This window comes from Shimia sp. Alg240-R146, from assembly GCF_947331465.1.
GTDB lineage: Bacteria > Pseudomonadota > Alphaproteobacteria > Rhodobacterales > Rhodobacteraceae > Shimia.
Genome location: NZ_CAMZOK010000004.1, coordinates 15,637 through 40,843, shown reverse-complemented (window position 1 = coordinate 40,843; position 25,207 = coordinate 15,637). Strand labels below are relative to the sequence as shown.

The window sequence follows — 25,207 nt, the reverse complement described above, 5'->3', positions numbered from 1 at the left end:
GACACCACTATGCCTGCACCGCACAATCCGTTCAAACACGCGCTCTCAAAGGGCGAACTGCAACTCGGCTGTTGGCTTGGCCTCGCCGATCCGTACATCGCCGAAATCAGCGCAGGTGCGGGATTTGACTGGCTGCTGATCGACGGCGAACACGCACCCAACGATCTGCGATCCATCACCGCGCAACTGCAAGTGATCGCAGGGCGCGACACACACGCCGTTGTGCGCCCACCCATCGGCGAAGCGTGGATTATCAAACAACTTCTCGATGCCGGTGCCCAGTCGCTTCTTATCCCGATGGTCGAAAGCGGTGCGCAAGCACAAGATCTGGTCGACGCGGTGACCTATCCACCGCACGGCATTCGTGGCGTAGGCTCGGCCTTGGCCCGCGCCTCCGAATTCTCTGCAATTGGCGACTACCTGACAACCGCCCGTCAGGAAATTTGTTTGCTCGCCCAAGTCGAAAATCAGAAAGGCATCGACGCACTGGACGACATTCTTGCCGTTAACGGAGTTGACGGTGTGTTCGTCGGTCCCTCTGATTTGGCCGCGGACATGGGTTTCATCGGACAACCCGGAGAGGCCGAGGTCAAAGCCGTCGTTTTGGACGCTATTGAGCGCATCGTTGCCGCTGGCAAAGCTGCTGGCATCCTCACCTTGGACAAAGATTTGCAACAAGCCTGTCGCAAGCTCGGCGCAACCTTCATCGCCACGGAGATCGACGTGACGCTGTTTGCTCGCGGTATGCGCACAGCCTCCGCGGCCGCAAAATCGCTCGTGTAACCGGGCTGGTAATCCAGAAAACTGCACCACAATCCTATAGCCCATTCTCCAGTTATTCGTATCCTACATAAGCCGCGAATTTGGCTCGCAATTCACAACCAGACATTGGTGAGTGCGACTTTGTTTCTACCCTGAAACCCTATGTAGCCTCGGGGTTTCATCCCCACTTGAATTCACCTCGGACGAGCGGCTCAGAGCGCTCAATTTCCCCTGTCCAACGCCCCTCCTCCGTCTACGCTTGCAAAGTCCTCCGTTACGGAAAGTCGGCCGGTTGGGCAGTCGCGAAAACACGATTTTTTAAAAAATCCCTTGCCGAAACCGGTTTCGAGGATTTTGTGTGGTGTTAGGGAGGATGAAAATTGCGCAATGGTCACACATCCATAGCTGCGAAAAAGCAGGTCGCGGGGCGCAGCCGCGTCACGATCTCGGATGTTGCGGACGACCTTGGCGTGACCAAAAGTACAGTCAGCCGCGCACTCAATGGATACCCCGACATCGCCGAGGCCACCCGCCTCCGTATCAGCCGCGCTGCTGAGCGTCTCGGCTATCGCCCGCTCGCCCATGCTCAGGCCATCCGCACCGGTCGTGTACGATCCCTTGGCCTCGTTTTGCAGATCGACGCCGACGACGGCGCCCGCCCTTTTCTTGCAAATTTCATCGCCGGCGTGACGCAGGCCGCCAGTGAGGAAAACTGGACGATCACGATCGCTACCGCCGAGAGCGAAAAGGGTGTACGCGAAACCCTGTCGAGACTGGTCGATGAACACAAAGCAGACGGCTTTATTCTGCCAAGAACCCTCCTTCGGGATCGGCGGGTCGAAACCCTGCGCGCCCAAAACATCCCATTCATCATGTTTGGCCGAACCGAGGATCCAACGGACTGCGCTTGGTATGACATCAAAGGCGAGGACGCCATGCGGGCCGCAACAGCCCGCCTTATCAGCCTTGGCCACACACGGATTGCCCACGTTCCCGGCGGTCAGGAATACACATACTCAAAGCTCCGCATCGAAGGCTATCGCGCGGGTCTGGACGCCGCCGGGCTTGTCTTTGATCCCGATCTCGTCGGCGCGCCCGCTTTGACAGGACGGGATGGAGACGCCTCCGTCCGCGCGCTATTGTCCCTGCCCGAGCCCCCCACGGCGTTCACGTTCGCCGTCGACCGCGCCGCACTTGGCGCCTACCGCACGGCGCGGGATCTCGGCCTGCGCATTGGTGAAGACATTTCAATAATTGCTTACGACGGATTGCCCGAGGGCGCCTACGCAGATCCGGGATTGACCACTTTTGCGGTCAACAGCCGCCAAGCCGGTGAGCGCCTCGCCAGATTGCTGATTAAACGCATACGCGGCACAGCGCCGGAGGACCTGCGCGAATTGGCTCCGGCAACGTTGGTGGAACGAGGGTCCGATCGCCCTCCGCGCTTGTCGTCCGCAGATTTGGCGCTGCGCCTCAAAACTAATTCACTTATCTGATGTCCAATGGGAGGAACCGAAATGACATTTCAGAGAAAGACCAAACTCTTAACCAGCGCAGCGCTTGCGCTTGTGCTCGCGTCCGGGGCAGTAAGTGCCGACACAATCCGGTTCTGGACAACCGAAGAACAGCCTGACCGCCTCGCCAAACAACAAGACATGGCCAGCAAGTTTGAGGCCTCCACAGGAACCTCCGTTGAGGTGATTCCGGTCTCGGAATCCGATCTTGGAACACGCGCCACCGCCGCATTTGCCGCAGGTGATCTGCCCGATGTGATCTACCACCCTCTGCAATACGCGCTGCCATGGACGGAAGCCGGCATTTTGGATGCCGAAGCTGCGAGCGAAGTTGTTGAGACGCTGGGAGAAGGCACTTTTGCACCCGGACCACTGGCTATGGCTGCGGTTGAAGGCGGCGTTGCCTCGGTTCCGGTGGATGGCTGGACACAGATGCTTGTCTACCGCGCCGACAAGTTTGCCGAGGCGGGGCTTGAGCCGCCGACATCGTATGCCAACGTAGTTGCGGCACTTGAGGCGCTGCACAACCCGCCGGAAATGTATGGCTTCGTGGCTGCAACCAAAGTCGACGAAAACTTCATGTCCCAAGTCTTGGAGCATGTCTTCCTTGCCAACGGTGTGTCGCCAGTTGATGCAGACGGCGCCGCCGACCTTGATCTGGCCGCAACAACAGAAGTGCTCGACTTCTACAAGGCCATCGCAAAAGCGTCCCCTCCGGGTGAACTTTATTGGCAGCAATCCCGCGAGCTCTACTTTGCAGGCAAGGCGGCGATGATTATTTGGTCGCCCTTCATCCTCGACGAACTGGCGGGCCTGCGTGACAGTGCCCCACCCACAATCAGCGATGATCCTACATCGTCCGAGCTGGCATCCAAAACCGGCATTGTGACCAACTTCTCCGGTCCTTCGAACCCGGACGGGGCCGCTTGGGGTGATGTGCGTTACTTCGGCATTACCAACGACGCGGACACCGATCTGGCGATGGATTTTGTGAAGTTCTCGATGGACGACGGCTACACGCAAACGCTTTCCATTGCGCCCGAGGGTAAATTTCCCGTGCGTCGCGGCACAGCGGATGAACCAGCAAAGTTCTCCGAAGCTTGGGCCAAACTGCCCGTCGGTGTTGACCGCAAAGCGCCACTCGGTGAGCTTTACGATCAGGCGATGATTGATGAAATCGTCGGTGGTCTGGATGTCGCGCAGCGCTGGGGCGTCGCCGAAGGCCAACTGGGTCTCGCGTCCAAGATGATCAACAGTCAGGTCATCAACCGCGTGGTGCGTCAGTACATCGATGGCGAAATTGACGCCGCCGCTGCGGTCGCTGCCATGAACGAGCAGCTCGCCGCAATCGACTAACGGAACCTCCCCTCGCCTGCCCCGGAGTTTGACCCCGGGGCGGGCACATTTTCTCACTTTTTTGCTGACCGGAGGGCGCCATGAGCGTTTCAGTCCCCCCAAAAGGTCGCGGCCCGCTGGCAAGACGCGAGGCGCGCCTGGCGTGGTCTTTGTTGCTGCCAACAATCACCATCGTGTCCCTGGTTGTGATCTTGCCGTTGCTTGCAATCTTCTGGATCAGCTTCAAACCCATCGGACTGGCTGACTTGCGGCCACCCGCACCGATTTTGCGCGAAAGCCTGCGAGGCTCTGACGACAAGATGCGGGTTGAATATCGGCTCCGCAACTCAAGTCAGGACACTGAAATCACAGATGTCACCATCTATGACACTTGGCCCGAAAGTCTGATTGTTTCTGGGGACTTGCCAACCGGATGCACATTGGAAAAAGCCGACTTTAACTGCGTTCTTGGCACGCTGGAACCGGGCTACAACGAGCGCCTGCGCGTGCCCGTTGAATTGGCGACAGGCGTGGACAAAGACGCCGCCGAAGAGGCCGCAGAAGGCTCTGAGCCTGTGGTACGTGGCACCGCGGACTCGATCCTGACCAACACAGAATTCACGTTGGACAACTTTGCCAAAGTCTTTGATGGCGACGAGTTCTGGACCGTGATGTGGACCACCATTTTCTACACAGTCTTCGGCACTATCGGCGCATTGCTTTTTGGGTTGTTCGCGGCCTTGCTGTTGAACAAAAGCTTCCGTGGCCAAGGCATCCTACGTGGTTTGTACCTTTTCCCCTATGTCGCGCCGGTGATCGCTGTGGCCTTCACGTGGGTTAACCTGTTCGACCCGTTTTCAGGCTCTGCAAACGCGCTGTTGCTGCAAATGGGCGTGACCAGCGAGGCCATCAACTTCTTCGGCCAACGCCCGCTTGCGTTGATCATGGTCACTGTGTTTGAAATCTGGCGCTACTTCCCGCTCAGCTTCCTGTTCATCCTTGCCCGCATGCAATCCATCGACACTGATATGTATGAGGCCGCCGACATGGATGGCGCGTCTCCGTTCCAGAAATTCTGGTACCTGAGCCTGCCGATGCTGCTTGGCATTCTGTCAGTGCTTTTCCTGCTGCGCTTCATCTGGACCTTCAACAAGTTCGACGACATTTTCCTTTTGACGGGCGGCAACGCGGGAACCCGCACCCTGACCGTGAACGTCTATGAACAAGCCTTCGCAATTTCCAACATCGGCGCTGGCGCAGCCGTCGCCGTCGTAATTTTCGGCTGCTTGCTGGCGTTTAGCTTCTTCTTTTTCAAATTTATCAGCCGGGAGGAAGGGTTATGAAACTCCTGCGTTTTGGCTTCGTCAGCGGACCTCTTATCGGAGCGTTGTGGCTCTTTATCTTGGCCACAAGCATCTCGATCACGATGTCCTTTGCCACCGGCAACCCATTTCGCCCCATGCCGGTCAGCGCGCTTGGCATTGGCGCTTTGTCAGGGTTTTCCGCCACGCGGCCGTTAAACAAGTTGGTCAAGATCGCCTCAATTGCAGGCCTGGTCTTTGTCTTCACGGTTTCGGGTTTTGGCCCGATGGCCATGGAAAGCACGTTCCTATCAGAAGTCATCGCAGCTTTGACGTTGGCGCTCGCGATGGGCTGGTCGATGGTGGTCATCATGGATAAGGCACCGGCCGGCGCCATGACCCGACACGAAACAGAAGAAGCATGGATCCGGTTCCTGACCGGATTTGGATACATTTTTTTCACCGCCATCGTTGTGATCCCTTTCTACGTGATGGTGATGACATCGCTGAAATCGCAATCAGCGCTCTTGCAAAACCCACTCGATTTCTCGCTTGATCTCGACAAAGGCTGGGCCCTATTTCGCAGCTACGAAGAGCTGTTCCGAGATTTCAATTTCGGCACATATTTGTGGACCAGCGCCTATGTCTCGGTTTTGACCGTCGCGATCACCCTCGCCTTCTCGATCCCCGGCGCCTATGCCGTTGCGCGGTTGCGCTTTCGCGGGCAAAAGGCCTTCTCGCGCTCCATCCTGCTGATTTACATGGTGCCGATGATTGTATTGGCGCTGCCGATCTACATTGCCTTCTCTGTAACGGGTCTGCGCAATACGGTTATTGGCCTTATCCTGATCTACCCGGTCACGACGATCCCCGTAGCCCTCTATATGTTGCAAGGTTATTTCCGGGGCATCCCGCCGGAAGTGGAAGAGGCCGGCCTGATGGACGGGCTGACCCGCCTGCAAGTCATCTGGAAAATCACCTTGCCGCTGGCCCTGCCTGCTCTCGCCTCGGTGAGCCTCTATGTCTTCATGATTGCTTGGAATGAGTTCCTATTGGCCTTCATGCTGCTGGATGACCCTTCGAAATTCACCCTGACGCGCGGCGTGTCCATGCTGAACAGCTCAGAGATCCCCCGAGAACATTTGATGGCCGGTGCGGTCATCGCAACCCTGCCCGTCATGGTTTTGTTCCTCGGGTTGGAGAAATTCATGACCAAAGGCCTTACCGCAGGGAGCGTGAAAGGATGACCAACCAAATGACCCCAACAATGGATGAGCAAGCCCGCGCGATTTTGCGCGGCAACGATCGCGGCGGCTACACCGTTCCGACCGCTGGTCTTTATCCTTACCAATGGAACTGGGACAGCGCCTTTGCAGCATGGGGGTTTGCAACGTTTGATGTTGCGCGGGCTTGGGTCGAGATCGAAACGTTGCTCACCGGCCAGTGGGACAACGGCATGGTGCCTCACATCCTGTTCCATCGCCCCGACCCCGGTTATTTCCCCGGCCCTGACGTCTGGGGAGGCGTCGGACCGGTTCCGTCATCCGGGATCAGCCAACCACCCGTTGCCGCGAGCTTCGCACGCCGTGTTTACGACATCGACCCGGACGCGAGCCGCGAGGCCTTGGCACGGATTTTTCCTAGACTTAAGGCATGGCATCAATGGTTTATGGATTGGCGTCTGGATCAGGGGGCTGTGTGCATCACCCACCCATGGGAAGCAGGCCGTGACAATACACCTGACTGGGACGGGGCAATGGCCGGAATTGATCCCGTTGGTGTCGGCGACTACACGCGCCGCGACACCTCGCATGTCGATCCGGCGATGCGGCCCACGAAATACGACTACGACAGGTACATTTGGCTGGTCCAACTTGGGCGGAGGCTCAACTGGGACGAAGCCGCACTACTTGAAGAGAACCCCTTCCGTGTCGCTGACCCTACAATGACTTTCACGCTGCTCAGAGCCCAGAGAGATCTGGCCGCGCTGGGGCGGGCCCTTGGCGAAGATGTCAGCAGCATCGACGTCGCGATTCAAGAGCTTGAGGCTGGCGCCGAAACGCTCTGGAACCCCGATCTTGCGTGTTATGACGCTAGGGACGTGCGGTCCGGCAAATGGGCCGGCTGCGTCTCCAACGCCTCGTTTCTGAATTGGTATGCCGGAATAGACCATCCCGGAATGGTCGCGCAGTACGATCGCATCACTTCGATCTGTAAATATCCGGTGCCCAGCCACGACCCCAGCTCTGACCGCTTTGACGCCAAACGCTACTGGCGGGGCCCGACTTGGGGGATCATGAATGCGCTCATCGGTCTCGGACTTGAAGAATGCGGACATACAGACCGCGCCGAGGCGCTGCGCAAAACCACCGGTGAGCTCATTAGGGATCACGGGTTTGCTGAATACTTTGACCCGCTAACAGGACACGCGGCGGGCGGCGGCACCTTCACATGGACCGCCGCAGTCTGGCTGGGCTGGACCTCGCCAACTCGACCGAAAGGAGCCTCATAATGGGTGCGATCAAACTGAAAGCCGTCGAAAAATGGTTTGGCGATGTTCAAGTTATCAAAGGCGTGGACCTCGACGTCGAAGACGGCGAGTTCGTCATCTTTGTCGGCCCCTCTGGCTGCGGCAAGTCTACCCTGCTTCGGATGATAGGTGGCCTAGAAGAAACCTCGCGCGGCGCCATTCTGATCGACGATCGCGATGTCACTCCAGAGCCACCCGCGCGGCGCGGGCTGACCATGGTTTTTCAAAGCTACGCGCTCTATCCGCATATGAGCGTTGGGGAAAACATGGGGTTTTCCCTTAAGGTCGCCGGTGCACCAAAGTCCGAAATCGACGCTAAGGTGAACCACGCGGCCAGCGTTCTGAAACTTGAACAGTACTTGGATCGTCGCCCCAAAGACCTGTCTGGCGGACAACGCCAACGTGTCGCCATCGGGCGCTCGATTGTGCGCGACCCGACAGCCTTTCTATTTGACGAACCGCTCTCAAACCTCGACGCCGCCTTACGCGTCGAAATGCGCTACGAAATTGCCAAGCTTCATCAATCTCTTGGCGCAACAATGATTTACGTGACCCATGATCAGGTCGAAGCGATGACACTTGCCGACAAGATTGTGGTGCTGGAGTTCGGCAAAATCGCTCAGGTCGGCCCCCCGCGCGAACTTTATGAGCGTCCGGCAAATCTGTTTGTGGCCCAATTCATTGGATCACCGAAAATGAACGTCATTCCCTGCAAAGCCAAAGCCGGCACGTACCACCTAAACAGCGGACGCGGCGGGGCCTACCACGGAGACCACGACGCCGTTCACCTCGGCATCCGGCCCGAACACATGCAGATCGGCGCCGTGGGCGAAGGTGCACTGGACGGAACAATCGACGTGGTCGAGTATCTGGGCGCCGATTGTTTTGTGATCCTTGACTGCGGTCCGCTCGGCCAGATGACGGCACGTGTGTCAGGTGAAACCGAGCTGAAGCCGGGCGAGAGAGTTGGCTTGGTCTTCCCTGCCGAGCGCCTTCATTTCTTTGATAAAGACGGATTGGCAGTACGCTGAACGACTTGGCAACGCCAAGGCCCGATCATAAGGTGCGGCATGTCTGAGGCATCCAAATCCAAAAGCTGCTGCATCCCTCCACGAGGGGACTTACCAAAATCCAGCCCACCTCAAATGTTGGCCGGTGCATCTGCCCTTCGACCCGCAGCCAACGCGGTTCTCATTCCCGGCGGAGCGTCTCTTATCGGAACGCGCACGCCCCAAATTCCGGATGACGGCGAAGATCCCATCCGCAAAACGCAGATCAAACCTTTTCGGATCGGCGCGACATGCGTGACCAACGCCGAGTTCAAGGCGTTTGTCGATGCAACCGGCTATGTCACCGAGGCCGAAACCTTCGGGTGGTCCTTCGTGTTTTGGGCACAAGTCCCCGATAAGGTCGGGGCGACACAGGGTGTGGTTGATGTTGAGTGGTGGCGTCGTGTCGATGGTTCCAACTGGCGTGATCTCAACGGGCCCGACACAATGGGCGATCATTGGCACGAAGATCATCCCGTGGTCCAAGTTTCGTGGAACGACGCGCGCGCTTATGCCGAATGGGTGGGCGGACGTCTCCCAACCGAAGCAGAATGGGAACATGCCGCTCGCGGTGGCAAAGGTGACGTGAAATTTCCTTGGGGCGATCAGGAACCCAACGACACTGACTTTCAGCCCTGCAATATCTGGCAAGGGCGCTTCCCGCAGGTCAATACGGCCAAAGACGGGTTCGCCACCACCGCGCCTGCACAGTTCTACGACCCCAACGACTATGGGCTTTACAATATGGCCGGCAACGTCTGGGAATGGACCGCAGATGCCTACCGCATCAAGTCTCTCAAGAAACACGTGCGTCAGCGCCTTGCAGGGATGAAAGGCTACAAGCTGAGCAAAGGCGGCTCGTTTTTGTGCCACAAGTCGTATTGCTACCGCTACAGGATTGCGGCCCGGTCCGGAACATCGCCGGACAGTGCCACAACACATCACGGGTTTCGCGTGGTTTGGCCCGCCTGATGATCAGCCGCCATTAGCCTATGCGCTGCCCTGCGCCATCAAAGCGGTAGCGCCGGCTTTCTGGAGCGGCGAGTGATACCGTTTCCCCCGGTCGCACTGCAAATTGACCAAACTGGCGAATGGTCACCGAGGTGCCGGATAGGTCTGCCACGATATTGGTGTCGCCCCCCAACTCCTCGACGTGACGCACTTGGGCTTGCAAGGGACCATCGCCTTCAACCACGAGGTCCTCGGGGCGAATGCCAACAATGTGGTCTCCGCTCTCCCCGACTTGGTCGGCCGGCAAAAAGTTCATTGCAGGCGATCCAAGGAACCCGGCGACAAACTGGTTTGCGGGGTTGTTATATAGTTCCATGGGGGACCCGACCTGCTCGACCCGCCCGTCCCGCAAAACCACGATCTTATCCGCCAGCGTCATCGCTTCGGTCTGGTCATGTGTTACGTAGATCATTGAGGCACTCAGCTGCGCGTGCAGGTTGGCAATTTCGATCCGTGTATTCATCCGCAAAGCCGCATCAAGGTTGGACAGGGGTTCATCAAACAGGAACAGCTTTGGATGGCGCACGATCGCCCGCCCGATGGCGACGCGCTGGCGCTGACCACCGGACAATTCTGACGGATATCGGTCCAGATATCCTTCCAGATCCAGCATCCGGCTGGCTTCGGCCACGCGCTCATCAATCACCGTTTTGGGCTGCTTTTCCTGCTTCAGCGCAAGCGTCATGTTCTTACGCACATTCAGATGCGGATAAAGCGCATAGGACTGAAACACCATCGCGATACCACGCTTGGATGGCGGCGTTGTGTTGACCAGATCGTCACCAATCCGGACCTCGCCCGAACTTGCATCCTCAAGCCCTGCAATCACCCGCAACAGCGTGGACTTGCCACACCCTGACGGGCCGACAAAGACCACGAACTCGCCATCTTCAATGTCAATATTGATGTCTTTTAGGACGTGGACATCGCCAAAGGACTTGTTCACGTTTTTCAGGGTCAGCGCCGTCATTGGGTCGCCTCCAGATTGATAGGTTTTCCGGTTCGAACGCTTTCATCCGCGGCCAGACAAATGGCCAGCGATTGCACGGCGTCCTGCATATGGCGGGTAAGGTCTATGTCTTCTTCAATGGCACGCAGAATATAGGCCTGCTCGGCATCACACAGCTCCTGATGGCCAGGCTCACCCGGCAATTCGATCACCCGATCCACGTCGGGCCTGTGCACCAGCAAGCCTCCGACCTTTGTGTGGCCATCCACATCCGACGATCCGCTCTTGTCTGCCTCGGTGATTGAGACCGACCCATTGGGCGAGATCACGTCTTTCACAAAGAACGCAGTCTCCGACATCATCGGCCCCCAGCCGGCCTCGTACCACCCAACCGAGCCGTCATCAAAGGTCACCTGAAACTGGCCGTAGTTGTACATGTCCTCGGCAATCTCATCCGACAGACGTAGGCCCATTCCATTTACGCTGACGGGTTTGGCATCGGTGATCTGGCACCAAACATCGACGTAGTGTACGCCGCAATCCACAATCGGAGCGGTGGTTTGCATCAGCGCCTTGTGTGTCTCCCACTCAGCACCCGCACTCTGCTGGTTCAGGTTCATGCGAAAGACATACGGACCGCCGAGATTGCGGGCCTCTTCGATCAGGCGCACCCAACTCGGGTGATGGCGCAAAATGTATCCCACCACGAGCTTTCGATTTAGCTGAGTGGCCGTGCGCGCCACGCGCTGAGCATCAGCCACCGTGGTCGCCAGTGGTTTTTCAACAAACACATGCGCGCCCGCTTCCATCGCGGCCACAGCGTAATCGGCATGACTGTCCGAATATGTCGCGATCACCACAAGGTCCGGCTTCGCTTTGGCAAGTGCCTCGTCAAAATCGGTAAACACCGGATATCCCGCCAGATCCTCATCTGCCACTTCGCCCGACCGGTTCACAAGCCCGACGATTTCGGCACCAGCGTGATGGTGGTGGGCAAGCGCATGGCTCAGCCCCATATTTCCCAATCCTGCAATCAATACGCGGGTCATTTGACGGCTCCCGACGTGATGCCCCGGATCAGCTGACGCGAGAAGATTACATAGAGGATCAACACTGGAATAATCGCCATAGACAGCGCCGACAGCACCGCATTCCAGTTGGTTACGAACTGCCCGATAAAGACCTGACTGCCCAATGTCAGGGTTTTAACCTCCTCAGCAGGCGCTAGGATCAGCGGGAACCAAAGATCGTTCCAGATTGGGATCATGTTGAAGACCGCCACGGTCGCCATCGCAGGCCGCACCAGCGGCAACGCCAGCTTGAAGAAAATTGCGTATTCCGAAAGCCCGTCGATCCGACCCGCATTCTTAAGATCGTCTGACACCCCACGCATGAACTCCGACAAGATGAAGACCGCCAACGGTAAACCCTGTGCCGTATAAACGAGGATCAGCGCCCAGAGCGTATTCACCAACCCTGTGGCGACCATCATCTCTAGGATCGCAACGGTGCCGATACGGATCGGGATCATAATGCCAAGCGCAAGATACAGCCCCATAAGCGTGTTGCCTTTGAAACGGTATTCACTCAGCGCAAAAGCCGCCATCGCACCAAACAGCAAAATGAAGAACAACGACGCCACTGTGACGATGAAACTGTTTTGGAAGTAGAGGAAAAAATCCCCCTGCTTCAGAACAGTCTCGTAGCCGATGAGCGAGAAGCTGTCGGCATTTGGCAAGGCAAGCGGCTCACGAAAGATCGCTTTGCGTGTTTTGAAGCTGTTGATCAGGATTACAAAAACCGGAAACAGCGCAATCAAGGTGTAAAGGATCAGTGCGGCGTGCATGGCCGCCGCGTTCAGCGGGTTTGAGCGTGCTTTGTTCATTTCCAAACCCTCACATCTGATACCGGCGCATCCGGGTCTGGATGCCGAATAGATAAATACAAACCCCGACCAGAATGATCGCAAACATCGCGCTCGCGATTGCGGATCCCATGTGTGGATCCCCCAGTTGCAGCTGGAACCCAAAGAAGGTGCGATACATGAACGTGCCAAGAATATCGGTAGAGAAATCCGGTCCTGCCAACGCGCCTTGCGTGGTGTAAATCAAGTCAAAGGCGTTAAAGTTGCCAACAAACGTCAGGATCGAAATGATGCCAATCGAGGGCAGTATGAGCGGCAACTTGATCTTCCAAAACGCGGCGAACCCTGTGATGCCATCGATCTCGCCGGCTTCCAGTATTTCTTCCGGAATGGTCAGCAGCGCGGCATAGATCAGCATCATCGGGATCCCGACAAATTGCCAAACTGACACCATCGCAAGGGTCGTCAATGCGTATTCTTCTTTGCCAAGCCAAGGTGCAAACAGCGACTTCAGGCCGACCATATCCAACATCGAAGGTGCAATGCCCCAGATCGGCGAAAGGATTAGTTTCCACGCAAAGCCAACGATCACGAAGCTAAGTATCGTGGGAATAAAAATGGCAGACCGATAAAGCGCGGCAAACCGGAGACGCGGGTGGCTGAGGATCGCAGCCAAGGCCACGCCAATCGGGTTTTGCACCAGCATATGCACAATGAAAAACCAGAAATTGTTGCCAAGCGCATTCCAGAATTGCTCGGCCCAAAACGGGTCAAAAAACAGGGTACGGAAGTTCTCCAGCCCCACAAAAATCCGCTCCTGGTCTATCCGGCTATAAAGTGCCAGCCGCAGCGTGTTGAAAAGCGGAAAGATCATCACCGCCGTGTAAACCAGCACCGCAGGGGCCAGAAACACAACGATATGCCATCTGATGCGTCGGGGTTGCATGAGTGAGAAGCTCCTTAAGGAACCGGGCGACACGTGGCCGCCCGGAGGTCAGCAACAGCAGGGAGAATTACTGTTGCGGGGCATACCAGCTGGCAAGACCGTCTTGCAGCTTGGCGCCCAGTGCTTCGGGCGTTTCGGTGCCTTTGATGGCGGCAACAGATGCACCCCAAGTGTCGTTCTCAAGGTTTGGCGTGCCACGCGACAGGATCTGGTAGGTGGAGCGAATGGTGCTCTCACACTCGTCACGCCAGCTGATGAAATCCTTGGCCAGCGGGTCTTCAATTTCTACCGGTGCGTTGGACAACGGATAGAAGCCCGGCAAAGCGTTCGCAAAGATCGTCGCAAACTCGGAGCTACCGACCCATGCAAGGAATGTGCGTGCCGCCTCGGGGTTCGCGCTGGCAGCGTTCATGCCGATGCCAATGTCCGTGTGATCCGAGATATAGCACGTGTCGCCCGCGTTCATGACCGGCGGCTTGAATGCCCCCATCTCAAAGTCGGCAAGGTTGTTGAAACCAGAGACTTCCCAGCTGCCTGCCGGATAAACCGCCGCGCGGCCCAACGTGAACAGGTTCTGGCTGTCAGGATAAGTCTGTGCTTCATAGCCATCCCCCAGATACGCGCTCCATTTGGCCAGCGTCGCATAAGGCGCAACCCATTGTGCGTCGGTCAACTTCTGCTCACCCGCGATCAATGCGCGACGGCCTTCTTCGCCTTTCCAATAGTTCGGGCCGATGTTGTTGTACCCCATCGTGGCCGCTTCCCACTGATCGTTGGTGCCCATTGCCATCGGGATGTAGCTGCCCTCTTCCTTGAACGCGTCAAGCGCGGCAAAGAACTCGGCTTCGGTCTGTGGCACCTCAAGGCCCAATTCCGCAAAGGCGTCCTTGTTGTAGATGAAGCCGTGGATCACCGAGGCCATCGGCACACAGAAACTCGCAGACCCATCATCGGTCTGCCAAGCAGATTTCGCCACATCCGAGAAATTGCCCATCGCTTCCATGTCGCTCAGATCGCTCAGGTGGCCAGCGTCATAAAGCGCCAGCGACGCGTCAAACGGGCGACAGGTGATCAAATCACCGGCAGATCCTGCTTCCAGTTTGGAGTTGAGAACGGCGTTGTATTCCGCAGGCGCAGACGGCGTAAACTTCACTTTGATGCCAGGGTTTTCCGCTTCAAACGCAGGAATGATCTTCTCCTGCCACAAGGCAAGGTCGTCGTTGCGCCAGCTTTCGATGATCAGCGTGACGTCGTCGGCATAAGCCGTCGAGGCAACCAGCGCCGTGCTGGCCAGTGCCATCTTTAAAATGTTGCGTGTCATAGTATCCTCCCAGGGTTGATTTTAGTTTTAAGTCAGTGCGTTAAGAGCCTTGCGCAGATTGCCGCCCGCCTCATCCAAAAGGCGTCCGGCACGATCCGGCGGAATCTCTCCGGCAGCACAAAGAACCGCGGATTTTACGCTGCCATCTGTAGATTGCAGGGCCGCGACGGCTGTATCGTCAGCACATCCGGCGATGGTTTTCACGATGGTCTTCGCGCGATCACGCAGCTTGATGTTGTCAGCCCGCAGATTGACCATCAATCCATCGTGCACGTGGCCAAGGTTCACCGCCATCAGCGTCGACATCATATTGAGTGCGATTTTTTGCGCCGTCCCCGCCCCCATGCGGGTCGAGCCAGAGAGTACTTCCGGCGGGGTTTCCAGACAGATCGCGATGTCAGCCTTCGCCAAGAGCTCCGAACCCGCGTTGTTGGCAATGCCGATAACGGTGGCCCCGGCGTTTTGTGCAATGCGTTGCGCCGCCAGTGTGTAAGGTGTCGTACCGCTGGCGGACACAGCTATCACAGCGTCCCTTGGTGCAAGATCTGAAAGAGCATCCGTCAGTGTCTCCGTGTCGTCTTCGGTATCACCTGGCATTTCAGCGCTTTGCGGTAGACCGCCTGCCATGTGAATCCGAATTTGATCCACCGGAATAGAGAATGTCCCGCCCAGTTCCATCGCGTCCGCGGCCGCCATCAATCCTGATGATCCAGCTGCAATATAATGCAGCGTCCCACCGGCCTGAATGGTCCTCGCCATAGCCTCACCGCCAGCGACAATATCCATACGTGCAGGGAGGGTGGCATGCGCGGCCTCAACCTGACCTTTTGCCAATATATCAGCCACTTCCGCCAACGGACGGGCGTCCAACCCTTCGGCGTTTGCATGGATTTTCTCTGTGGCTTTTGCTGGCACGTGATTCCCCCTCTCGATTGCAGGCAAGAATACCTTTTAGATACCATTTGTCTACCATTTTGTTCGGGACCCGGCAAATTCACCAAAAAGCGCAGGCAAAGGTTTTGTTTTTCGGGTTCCAATGTGCTCATAGGTATTATATAGGTATGCACATGACAAAAAAGCATACCATTCCTGTTCTGGCCATCGATGGCGGTGGCACGCGGTGCCGTATCGCCTTGCAGGACGGCGAAAATCTGACCCAGATCGAGGCTGGCTCAGCAAATGTTTCGACCAACTTTGAGGCCGCGATTCGGGAGATTCTCGCGGGCCTCGCGGCCCTTTCCAAAGAGACCGGGATCGCCACGCAAACGCTCTGCGCTATGCCGACGTACGCCGGTTTGGCAGGCGTGACCGGCCAGAAAATCGCCAGCCGCGTCGCGGCAGCGCTGCCTTTTCAAACCATCAAAGTCGAAGACGACAGGCCCTCTGCCTTGCGCGGAGCCGTAGGTGCGGGAGACGGGTTTGTCGTCCACTGTGGCACGGGCTCCTTTGTAGCTGCGCAATTGAAAGGCCGCGTGCATCTTGCGGGGGGCTGGGGCGCGGTTCTGGGCGATCCGTCTTCGGCACAATGGGTTGGGCGCAAATCGCTTTCGCGAACGTTGGATGTGTCGGACGGCCTTAGGCAACCTTCGGATTTGTCTCAGGCTTTGATGGACCGGTTCGACGGCACAGCAGGCATCGTGGCTTTTGCCGCAACGGCGTCTCCGGCGGATTTCGGGGCGTTGGCGCCGGCGGTCTCCAAGGGGGCCGCCAATGGCGACGCCATGGCAATAGCGATCATGCAGGACGCGACGGATAGAATGGCAACCACCCTGCGCAAGTTGGGATGGCAGGATGGGTTACCAATTTGCCTGACTGGCGGGATTGGCCCGCTATATGCGCCGTACATGCCCCCGGAGATGCAGGCTTGTTTGGCTGAGAAGCTGGGCGAGCCGATGGCCGGCGCCGTGTCATTGGCCAGAGATTTCAGCAAGGAGATCACAGATGAGTATCACTGAGTTTCTCCAGCCAAAAGAATGGCTTGGCCGAACATCAGGGCCACGATACGTCCAATTACGCCACCGTCTGGAGGAAGGCATCGAAAACGGTGTCCTGCCGCCCAATAGCTCCCTGCCACCGGAACGTGAAATCGCAGAGATCACTGCGCTGTCCCGCGTCACGGTGCGCAAAGCCATTCACGAACTGGTCAAACAGGGCGCAATCGAACAGCGTCAGGGGTCCGGCTCCTTCGTGCGTGCGCCAGTCGAGAAGGTGGAACAATCCCTCTCACATCTGACGTCCTTTACCGAAGACATGAAACGACGTGGTAAGGACACAACTTCCAAATGGCTGGAACGCGGCGTGTTTATGCCCTCCCCCGAAGAGGTTGTGGCGCTGGGTTTGTCGGCCGGTGACTCGGTGTCGCGCATTTATCGCTTGCGCGAGGCTGGTGGGCAGCCAATGGCGCTGGAACGCGCCTCTCTGCCACTCGACATTCTGCCGAACCCAACCGACGTCACCACCTCTCTCTACGAAGTTCTGGAACGCCACGGCCTGCGCCCCGTTCGCGCGGTGCAAAAAATTTCTGCAATCAATCTTGAACCGGTCGAGGCCGAGTTGTTGGGCGTGGCTGAAGGCACTGCCGGACTGAGCATTCAACGCACCTCCTACCTCGAAAGCGGCCGCGTCGCCGAACTGACCCGATCACTTTATCGCGGCGACGCCTACGACTTTGTGGCCGAACTGCGCCTGTCAAACTGACCCTTTTCTACGAGAGGCTGCCAACATGTCTGTTGAACACGCAACGCGCATGAAGCGCGAAATTCTGGAAATTCCCGATGCTGTTGAGCGTCTGCTCACCAACGGCAAATCGTCGGTCCAGAAAACCGCCGCCGAAGTCCGCAATCGCGACTTACGGTTTTTGCTTTCTGTTGCCCGTGGATCCTCCGATCACGCCGCGAGCTTTATGAAGTATGCCAGCGAGTTGCTTTTGGGCCTGCCGATGGCCTCTGTTGGGCCTTCAATCAAATCGATCTACGGCGTCAACATCGCAGGCGACGGCGCGCTGTGTATTTCTGTCTCCCAATCCGGACAAAGCCCCGACATCGTGCAGCTAACCGAAGCGTTTGGCCAAACCGGCGCTTATACGGTGGCCGTAACCAATGACGTCGGCTCGCCGCTGGCGCGGGCTACAAATGCCACGCTCGACATCCACGCCGGCCCGGAACTCAGCGTCGCCGCGACCAAGACTTTTGTCACCTCGATGGTGTCCGGCCTCTGGTTGCTGGCGGAAATCAAAGGTGACGCGGATTTACTCAAAGCCATCCACGCCCTGCCAGCACATTTGGCAAAGGCCACCGCCTGTGATTGGTCGCCGGTCGTGGAGGCCGTTGATGGCCGGTCTCTGTTCGCACTGGGTCGCGGACCAAGCTGGGCAGTGTCCAATGAGGCCGCCTTGAAATTCAAAGAAACCTGCCAGATCCACGCCGAAAGCTACTCCTCCGCCGAAGTCCTGCACGGGCCCGTGTCAATTGTGGAACGCGGATTTCCGGTTATCGCCTTTGCTGCCGGAGATGCCGCCGAAGACAGCGTCGCGGACGTGGCCGACGCGCTTGTCACCAAAGGCGCAAAGGTTTTCGCCACCACAGACAAGGTCAAGGACGCGATTGTGTTGCCACACATCCGCACGGATCACTGGATAACCGATCCAATAGCCGCCATCGTGTCGTTCTATGGCATGGTGGAACAGGTCGCCGCCGCGCGCGGGATCAATCCCGACGCGCCACGCCACCTGAAGAAAGTGACGGAAACGGTATGATCTCTGATGTGGTGATGGTCCATGGCGGCCCGATATTTGACGGCAGCCAACTCCACGACAACCGAACGGCGCGTTTTGACGGCGGGCTGTTCTCCGGATTTGTGGCGTCGCCAGAAACACCAGACGGGGCCAGAGTAATCAACCTGGATGGCAACATCCTGTCGACGGGCTTTGTTGATTTGCAAGTCAACGGCGGCGACGGATTGATGTTAAATGACGCGCCAACCGTGGAAACGCTTCAGCGTATGGTCACCGCGCACAAACGCCTTGGCTGCAGCCGCATTCTGCCAACGCTCATAACTGATACACCCGAAAAAACGCATCTGACGATAGCCGCGACCATTGCCGCGATCCAACAAGGCATCTCGGGTATTGCCGGCCTGCACCTGGAAGGACCACATTTGTCCGTTGCCCGAAAAGGCGCGCACGATGCGTCGCTGATCCGCCCGATGACCGATGTCGACCTTGCCGAATTGCTGAAGGCTGCTGACCGTCTTCCTGCACTGAAAATCACGATCGCGCCGGAAAACGTAAGCCTTGCGCAGGTCAAAGCACTGAATGATGCAGGCGTTCTTGTCTCATTGGGACACACCGATGCGTCCTTTGACACTTGCATGACCTATTTCAACGCCGGCGCGCGCTGCGTGACCCACCTGTTCAACGCCATGAGCCAGCTGGGCAACCGCGAACCCGGCCTTGTCGGCGCAGCGCTAGCGTCGGGGTCGGTGTCGGCAGGTCTCATTGCTGACGGCATCCACGTCCACACACAGTCGCTGCGGGCTGCATGGCAGGCCAAAACCGGCCCCGGCCGTTTGTTCTTGGTCAGCGATGCAATGGCCGTTGCGGGCACTGACGTACCCGAGTTCCAGCTCGAAGGTCGCAGGATCGCCCGTCGGCATGGCCGACTGACGCTGGAGGACGGCACACTCGCAGGCGCCGATCTGGACCTAACCACGGCGGTTCGGATTTTAAAGCACAGCACGGGTGTTTCCTTGGAAACGGCCCTCCAAGCTGCAATCACAACCCCCGCAAGCCTGATTGACCTTGGAGAGGCCAGCATGCTGACGGAAGGAACCGCGCTTGGCGATCTGGTTAGGATCTCCCGAGACCTGCACCACATCGACAGGTTTTGAACGCGGCGCAGCAATCCACGCGAGCTTTGCCTACCTGCCAGAGCATTTGGAAGGCGGAGCCTCTAAGTGGCATCTCAGGTTGCTTGGCAAACATGCGTCTAAGGTTCATTGAACCCATAGTTCTTCAGGAACTCGCCAAGAAGTGGCTATCCAGGCAACGAAACCCAAGGGGGAAATGGTGGGTCGTGAGAGGCTCGAACTCCCGACATCTTCGGTGTAAAGAAACCGCGCCTCAGCTAAGTTATTGTTTTTTGACGTAAAGAGCGCTTTCTATTGGGGCTTTTCAGATGCCTGCACAACTTAGGTCGAGATTCTCTGGTTCCATGAACTGAGGAGCGCTTCGTTAGCTACTTAATGCGCGCCATCCTTTAACTCGGCGGCCCCCTCATTCCCTGCGCTCAGTTATCCACGCAGGGTTTTGCACCTGCGGCCCTTCTCCCTTCGGTTGCTTCAGATGAAGACACACGAAGGACGCTAACCAGTCATGAGTTGTAATTGGGCAATGTCGGCGTTCAAAGGTGCAATACAAATGCTTGTCCCCACTCGCCACTCCATTTCGTTTCCTAAAAAAGTATGGCCCCCAAATTGAAGCAACATCCAGTCGATTCATCCTTGGCGACCACGGGACAAATCGAGAGCTTGATACCACCGAGAATATATCGTCTTAGAAAAACTAAGCGCGGGGTTTCACAAATGCCAAAGCCAGACGCATTGCTATTTGCCATGCAAAGGCAATCCGGGCGATCGGCGACACCTTGCTACATGGGTCGGGTCGACATCCAATGGCTCGCTCTGGCCGCCAAAAGGGTTGCCAAAGTTCAAAGGAATTCAACGCGCACACGTTTCTTTTGCTTCCGTTGAAGGTGCCACGGGTCTCAGTTCGGCAATTTGGGCATTCCAGGTAAGAGAAAAATAGCCTCCCCTCGAAGCGAACGCTACCCAAACGCCTAAGGACATCATCTATCGAACAGTTGACGCAAGGGCTTGCTTGGGCAAAGCTTCATTCATGCGTATTTCAGTCTCTGTTTTGTCGGTTGGTATAAATTTATTGGCGCTGTTGCTGCCGTTGGCACTTCTGCAAGTTTACGATCGGATTCTGCCAAACCAAAGCACTGGAACAGCTGCTGTTGTCTTTACTGCGGTTGGTATTGCGCTGGTCCTAAGCGGTTTTCTTCGGGCCGTCCGGGCCAGGATTTTTTCGCGGATCAGCGCTTCGTCGGATTATGCAAACTGGCAGGCAGTTTCGACCGCCATTCTAAATAGGGGCTTTTCGCCTGAAAAAGCGCGCGCACTTACAAAGGTGCCCGTGGCAGCACGTGATGTGGACGCTGGTCAGGGATTGGTCGGGCTGTACGACGCCCCTTTTGCAGTCATTTTCCTTTGCTTGATCTGGTTCCTTGGGGGCAATGTTGTCCTCGCGCCTTTTGCCGTGGCGATAACCGTCTCCTTTACTTTACTGGCGCGCAGGAGGCCCGCCGAGCGCGCTAAATCTGATCTTGAGAAGGCCGAAACGAACCTAAATGGTGTCATAGCAAGTCTGTCTTCCGGTTCAACAAGCACTTTGGCATCCGTTGTCCCTATGATTGCGACCAGCAGCGGCCTTTTAAGGCAGCGCGCCGCCGAAGTGCGTGCCGTGGAAAATGACGACAGCACACTCATGGATCTGATGCAAAGTGCTGGTTTGGCAACCACAGTTCTCGTCGTCGGGTTCGGAGCGGCACAGGTTCTTGCCGGTGATATGACCACCGGTGGCTTGGCCGCATGTACACTTTTAGGCAGCAGAGCTGCCAGCCAAAGCATTGGCGCTGTGGTGGCGATTGGCCGCCGCGCGAACACCAAGGCATCTGCTGCTGTGCTGGCGGAATTAGCAGCTGGTCCGAATGACGCTGCAGTGGACTGTTTGAAGCAGGTCGAACGCGCATTCAATACCGCGCCAGTTATCGGCGGTGACGTGTTGCGTGTGAGCGCGGAAAACAGACACGCTGAGGCAAGCGCGCTTGCGACCTTAGTTCAGCATGTCTGGAATGAGAAAATGCCCCCTAAAGACGCGATTTTGGTCCCCGCTCGACCGACCTTTGCAAGGGGCAGTCTTTTGGAAAACCTGTCGGCCTTTCAGCGACAGCACGAGGATACCGCGCTGGAAATGGCGTCAGAACTCGGGCTTGATGCGATGATCGGCCGCCTGTCGCGGGGATATCAAACCGAAGTCAGCCGGACCAACAACGGTGGTCTTTCGCCAGGAGCCATGAAACGGGCAGCACTTGTTCAAGCCTTGGTGGCGGCTCCCCGTTTGGTGGTCCTTGAGCGCCCTGCTGCCGGCTTGGACATCGATGGACGCACGCGCACTGCGGAATTCTTGAGGTCTCGAGGGCAAGATACCGTGTTTGTGATGACTACAACGGATGAAAAATTGGCGAGCGTCGCCACCAGAACTGTGGCAGCTGAGTTATCCGGTGCTGATGTGGAGAGCCGCGCATGACACGTGACTCACAAGTCGCAGCAATATTCATTGCTGACCTGTTATCCAAAATGGGGTGGCCCGTCTGTGCCGAAGTAGCGGCCAGCGCATGCACAGGTTTTGCACCACAAACAAATCTCGACGACTTTGCGGAAGCTGTTTCTCTTTTGGGTGTCTCCGCACAAGTGGTCAAAAAGGTGCCGGTGGGATGGCGCGACGGCCGCGAAGGCGCGCTGATCTTCCTCCGAGATGGGCGACTCTATGCGCAGACCCGCTATGATGGTGTCCTTGAGACCCTGCCTACAAACGCACCAAAACAGGACCTTTCGTTTCAGGCCGGGGAACGTGTTCTACACATTGAGCCCGTACCGGTGAATGAAGCGGCCGCACTTACATTTAACGACTTCTCTGCGCGCGCGCGTCGCACATTTCGTCACGGAATCTGGCAATCTCTGGCAGTCAATCTTTGCGCGCTCTCGGTGCCTTTCTTCACGATGGCCGTCTATGATCGTGTCCTGGGCGGCGCGGCTGTTTCAAGCTTGCCAGCCTTGCTGAGCGGCGCGGTCCTTGTTCTCGTTATCATGTTTATACTGCGGCGCATTCGTGCCCACATGTTTGCTTCTGAGTATGCCCGGTTCGGGGCCAGTGTCAGCCTTGCCGTGGTGCATCGCCTGTTCAGACAGCCGTTTGTCGCACGCGACCGGCAAGATGCGGAAACCGCGATGGCGCGCATTCGAGGCGCGGAGCGGACAGCGGACTTGTTTTCCAGCAAAAACACACAGGCAATTTATGACGCTCCCTTTATCATACTGACAGTGATTGCATTGGTCATTGTTGGTGGCGTTCTGGCAGTCATCCCGGCGCTTTATTTGGTGGTATTTCTTGTCATTGGAGTGGTTTTGGGGTGGACCCGCTCAGAGACCGATCCTGTTCGGTCCCGCTTGGTCAAAAAACACAGGGCCCTCGTTGCGGATTTACCCTACGCAGCTGACATTCGCACCAAAGGTCTGTCGGCACAGTGGCTCGATAAGTTTGATCAACTGAGTAAGGCCACAGCGCGCGCAACACACGCTGCACAACAACGCCCCGCCCTTATTCAGAGCATTGGTACAACTCTTGGAACAGGTACTGCATTGATAACTCTGGTTGTAGGGCTCGACCTTGCGCTTCAGGGGCATTTGTCGCCAGGAACATTGATCGGAACAATGCTTTTGACGTGGCGAATAACCGGGCCCGCTCAAGGCCTATTTTTGGCAATGCCACGCTTGCGGGCATTGAGCGATGCATGGCGGCAGTTGAAACCACTTTTGGACTTGCCGGTCATACATTCTGCGAGCCATGCGCAAGATCACGCACCGACCACACCCAAATTGATCAAGGCAGAAGGGCTATTTGTACGCTATGCAACTGGCGCAGACCCAGCCTTGACGGGAGTTAGTTTTGATATTCCACCTGGCAACGTTGTTGCTGTCATTGGACCAAATGGCTCGGGGAAATCCACGCTTTTGCGGTTGTTGTCCGGTGCATTGGAAACCCAATCGGGCCGATTGATGCTGGGTGGTCGATCTTTGAGTCATTTCAGTCCGGATAGCCTTGCCGAGAAGGTTGCCTACTTACCCGCCGATCCACGTGACTGTGCGAACGTAGCGCCCATGTTGTCAGAGAACGTATTAATAGACGAGGTCGTTTCCGAAGAAGCCGCATGGCAAGCCACTATTGCGCGGGACGCGCCGATGTTTGTTCTGGACGATCCTTTGTCAGTAAGTGGCCCTGACGCGCTGGCGAAAATCGAAACGTTTGTGACCAAGAACCGCGGTGACTCCACAATTATTTTCGCAACTCATGATACCAAATTGGTGCAACTGGCCGACATTGCCATCGTTTTGGAAAACGGATCGCTTGTCTATTCCGGTCCGGTCAACGCATCGGAAAACGTGGCGGACGGGTCCATAGTGACTGCCAAGGAGACGACACCATGACAGATAACAAGGTTTCAGAGCCGTTCCGAATAGATGATGGACCGACCGCGAAATGGGTGGAGCGCGCCGCTTTGGCAACCGTCATTGGGGTCGCCGCGGTTGTTGGCTGGTCGTTGATCGCGCAGGTCGACGAGGTTGCCAAAGCGCACGGCGCTGTTGAACCGATCGCGCTTATTCAAAGAGTTGAGAGCCGTCACGGTGGCCAGATCGACGACGTTCTGGTGCGGGTCGGGCAAATGGTGGCCGCAGGTGATGTGATCGTCACAATGAACCGCACGGAAGCGCAAAGCGCCCTCTCGGCCACAGAAGCTCGCATTGCCGGGCTGACGCTTGAGGTGGAACGGCTGACGGCATTTGTTGAAAAGAGATCGCCTGATTTCTCACAGTTTTCTGCCGACTATCCCGAACTTGTCGCATTTGAGGTCGCAGCGATCCAAACTCAGGAAAACTTTGTGTCTGCTGAGCGGAGCGTTCTCGGCGCCCAAATCCGTGAAAAGCGCGCAGAACTGGCGGCCATAGAAGAGCAGCGTCCCGAACTGGAGAAACAGATCTCAGTTGCGCAGGAAGAACGCGCCATCGAAGAAGGTTTAGTTGAGCGAGGGCTTTCTGCCCGCGCCCGAATGGTTGAACTCGTTGAGCGCGAGGCACAGTACCGCTTTGACTTGTCTCGATTGTCTGGCCGCGCAACCATCGCAGAAGCAGCTATCATCGAATTGCAGTCCTCTATTGAGCGCGTCGAACTGGACCAGAACTCCACGGCGCGCAACAGGATCGTAGATGCAGTTGCAGAGCGACGTGCCCTGCTCGCAGAATCGGACGCCTTGAGGGCACGGGTGCTGGAAGCGGAAATAAAGGCACCGCTTTCTGGCCTCGTTCAAAACGTTCCTGACGAAATTTCCGGCAATGTCATCGACGCTGGAGGTATGGTTGCAACGATTGTACCCGCCGAAGGCGGTATACGATTTACGGGGCGACTTGCACCGCGCGATATTGCCTTTGTTGACGTGGGTCAAAGTGTTCGAGTCAAGATTGAAAGCTTCGACTTCAGTCGCTACGGAGCTTTAGATGGTGAGGTCGAAGAGATTTCGCCGACAACCATCTTCGATGAGCGTGGTGTGGCATTTTATGAGGTTCAAGTCGCATTGCCTCGTGACTATTTTCGCAACCCCGAAGACGAATTGAAACTTTTGCCTGGTATGACGGGCGAAGCGGACATCATTACCGGGGCCAAGACCGTTTTCCAGTACATCTGGAAACCTGTCTTCACCAATCTCGATCTCGCTTTGACTGAACGCTGAGGC

The 25,207-nt window shown here is 56.9% G+C and carries 21 protein-coding genes; 15 read left to right on the top strand and 6 right to left on the bottom strand.

The features are described 5' to 3' along the window. The first annotated feature begins 9 nt into the window (after positions 1-9). From PG871_RS19755 to PG871_RS19720, 8 genes are all read left to right on the top strand, one after another. A complete protein-coding gene (locus PG871_RS19755) occupies positions 10-783 on the top strand; it encodes an HpcH/HpaI aldolase/citrate lyase family protein (RefSeq protein ID WP_270732893.1) in 774 nt (257 codons plus the stop codon). Positions 784-1,142: 359 nt separating this feature from the next. Continuing rightward, entirely contained in the window at positions 1,143-2,258 is a 1,116-nt protein-coding gene (locus PG871_RS19750; protein WP_270732891.1) for a LacI family DNA-binding transcriptional regulator, read from the top strand. Between the two features lie 21 nt (positions 2,259-2,279). After that, positions 2,280-3,632, top strand: coding sequence for an ABC transporter substrate-binding protein (locus tag PG871_RS19745; protein WP_270732890.1), 1,353 nt, complete (start codon positions 2,280-2,282; stop codon positions 3,630-3,632). Positions 3,633-3,712: 80 nt separating this feature from the next. Continuing rightward, positions 3,713-4,954: a carbohydrate ABC transporter permease gene (locus tag PG871_RS19740; protein WP_270732888.1), complete on the top strand. Its 1,242-nt coding sequence runs from the start codon at positions 3,713-3,715 to the stop codon at positions 4,952-4,954. Further along, entirely contained in the window at positions 4,951-6,159 is a 1,209-nt protein-coding gene (locus tag PG871_RS19735; RefSeq protein WP_270732885.1) for a carbohydrate ABC transporter permease, read from the top strand. The genes PG871_RS19740 and PG871_RS19735 overlap by 4 nt, the downstream gene beginning before the upstream one ends. Further along, positions 6,156-7,424, top strand: coding sequence for an MGH1-like glycoside hydrolase domain-containing protein (locus PG871_RS19730; RefSeq protein ID WP_270732883.1), 1,269 nt, complete (start codon positions 6,156-6,158; stop codon positions 7,422-7,424). Before PG871_RS19735 ends, PG871_RS19730 begins: the two co-directional genes overlap by 4 nt. After that, a complete protein-coding gene (locus PG871_RS19725; RefSeq protein WP_270732880.1) occupies positions 7,424-8,473 on the top strand; it encodes an ABC transporter ATP-binding protein in 1,050 nt (349 codons plus the stop codon). Before PG871_RS19730 ends, PG871_RS19725 begins: the two co-directional genes overlap by 1 nt. A gap of 114 nt (positions 8,474-8,587) precedes the next feature. Continuing rightward, on the top strand, positions 8,588-9,463 hold the full coding sequence (locus tag PG871_RS19720) for a formylglycine-generating enzyme family protein (RefSeq protein ID WP_270732877.1): 876 nt from the start codon (positions 8,588-8,590) through the stop codon (positions 9,461-9,463). A gap of 13 nt (positions 9,464-9,476) precedes the next feature. On the opposite strand, the gene PG871_RS19715 is transcribed toward PG871_RS19720, so the two are convergent. The 6 genes from PG871_RS19715 to PG871_RS19690 form a co-directional block, all read right to left on the bottom strand. Further along, positions 9,477-10,472 carry an ABC transporter ATP-binding protein gene (locus tag PG871_RS19715; RefSeq protein WP_270732874.1) on the bottom strand — a complete coding sequence of 332 codons (996 nt, stop codon included), beginning with the start codon at positions 10,470-10,472 and terminating at the stop codon, positions 9,477-9,479. Next, on the bottom strand, positions 10,469-11,500 hold the full coding sequence (locus PG871_RS19710) for a Gfo/Idh/MocA family protein (protein ID WP_270732872.1): 1,032 nt from the start codon (positions 11,498-11,500) through the stop codon (positions 10,469-10,471). The genes PG871_RS19715 and PG871_RS19710 overlap by 4 nt, the downstream gene beginning before the upstream one ends. Then, positions 11,497-12,336: a carbohydrate ABC transporter permease gene (locus PG871_RS19705; protein WP_270732869.1), complete on the bottom strand. Its 840-nt coding sequence runs from the start codon at positions 12,334-12,336 to the stop codon at positions 11,497-11,499. The genes PG871_RS19710 and PG871_RS19705 overlap by 4 nt, the downstream gene beginning before the upstream one ends. Positions 12,337-12,346: 10 nt before the next feature. After that, positions 12,347-13,261 (bottom strand): carbohydrate ABC transporter permease, encoded by a 915-nt coding sequence (locus PG871_RS19700; RefSeq protein ID WP_270732867.1) that lies wholly within the window; start codon positions 13,259-13,261, stop codon positions 12,347-12,349. A gap of 67 nt (positions 13,262-13,328) precedes the next feature. Then, positions 13,329-14,582 carry an ABC transporter substrate-binding protein gene (locus PG871_RS19695; protein ID WP_270732864.1) on the bottom strand — a complete coding sequence of 418 codons (1,254 nt, stop codon included), beginning with the start codon at positions 14,580-14,582 and terminating at the stop codon, positions 13,329-13,331. Positions 14,583-14,609: 27 nt separating this feature from the next. Then, positions 14,610-15,497, bottom strand: coding sequence for an N-acetylmuramic acid 6-phosphate etherase (locus PG871_RS19690; RefSeq protein WP_270732859.1), 888 nt, complete (start codon positions 15,495-15,497; stop codon positions 14,610-14,612). A gap of 152 nt (positions 15,498-15,649) precedes the next feature. Between PG871_RS19690 and PG871_RS19685 the strand changes: the two genes are divergently transcribed. The 7 genes from PG871_RS19685 to PG871_RS19655 all read left to right on the top strand — a co-directional run bounded on the left by PG871_RS19685 (position 15,650) and on the right by PG871_RS19655 (position 25,204). Continuing rightward, positions 15,650-16,537: a BadF/BadG/BcrA/BcrD ATPase family protein gene (locus PG871_RS19685; protein ID WP_270732856.1), complete on the top strand. Its 888-nt coding sequence runs from the start codon at positions 15,650-15,652 to the stop codon at positions 16,535-16,537. Beyond that, positions 16,524-17,279: a GntR family transcriptional regulator gene (locus PG871_RS19680; RefSeq protein ID WP_270732853.1), complete on the top strand. Its 756-nt coding sequence runs from the start codon at positions 16,524-16,526 to the stop codon at positions 17,277-17,279. Before PG871_RS19685 ends, PG871_RS19680 begins: the two co-directional genes overlap by 14 nt. 25 nt (positions 17,280-17,304) lie before the next feature. Next, the gene (locus tag PG871_RS19675) at positions 17,305-18,336 is read left to right on the top strand and encodes an SIS domain-containing protein (protein ID WP_270732851.1); all 1,032 of its coding nucleotides are present in this window, start codon (positions 17,305-17,307) and stop codon (positions 18,334-18,336) included. After that, the gene (gene nagA / locus PG871_RS19670) at positions 18,333-19,469 is read left to right on the top strand and encodes an N-acetylglucosamine-6-phosphate deacetylase (RefSeq protein ID WP_270732849.1); all 1,137 of its coding nucleotides are present in this window, start codon (positions 18,333-18,335) and stop codon (positions 19,467-19,469) included. The genes PG871_RS19675 and nagA overlap by 4 nt, the downstream gene beginning before the upstream one ends. A 1,579-nt stretch (positions 19,470-21,048) precedes the next feature. After that, positions 21,049-21,948, top strand: a complete 900-nt coding sequence (locus PG871_RS19665; RefSeq protein ID WP_270732848.1) for a hypothetical protein — start codon at positions 21,049-21,051, stop codon at positions 21,946-21,948. Then, positions 21,945-23,906: an ATP-binding cassette domain-containing protein gene (locus tag PG871_RS19660; RefSeq protein WP_270732846.1), complete on the top strand. Its 1,962-nt coding sequence runs from the start codon at positions 21,945-21,947 to the stop codon at positions 23,904-23,906. The genes PG871_RS19665 and PG871_RS19660 overlap by 4 nt, the downstream gene beginning before the upstream one ends. Beyond that, positions 23,903-25,204, top strand: coding sequence for an HlyD family type I secretion periplasmic adaptor subunit (locus tag PG871_RS19655; protein ID WP_270732843.1), 1,302 nt, complete (start codon positions 23,903-23,905; stop codon positions 25,202-25,204). The genes PG871_RS19660 and PG871_RS19655 overlap by 4 nt, the downstream gene beginning before the upstream one ends. Positions 25,205-25,207 lie beyond the last annotated feature (3 nt).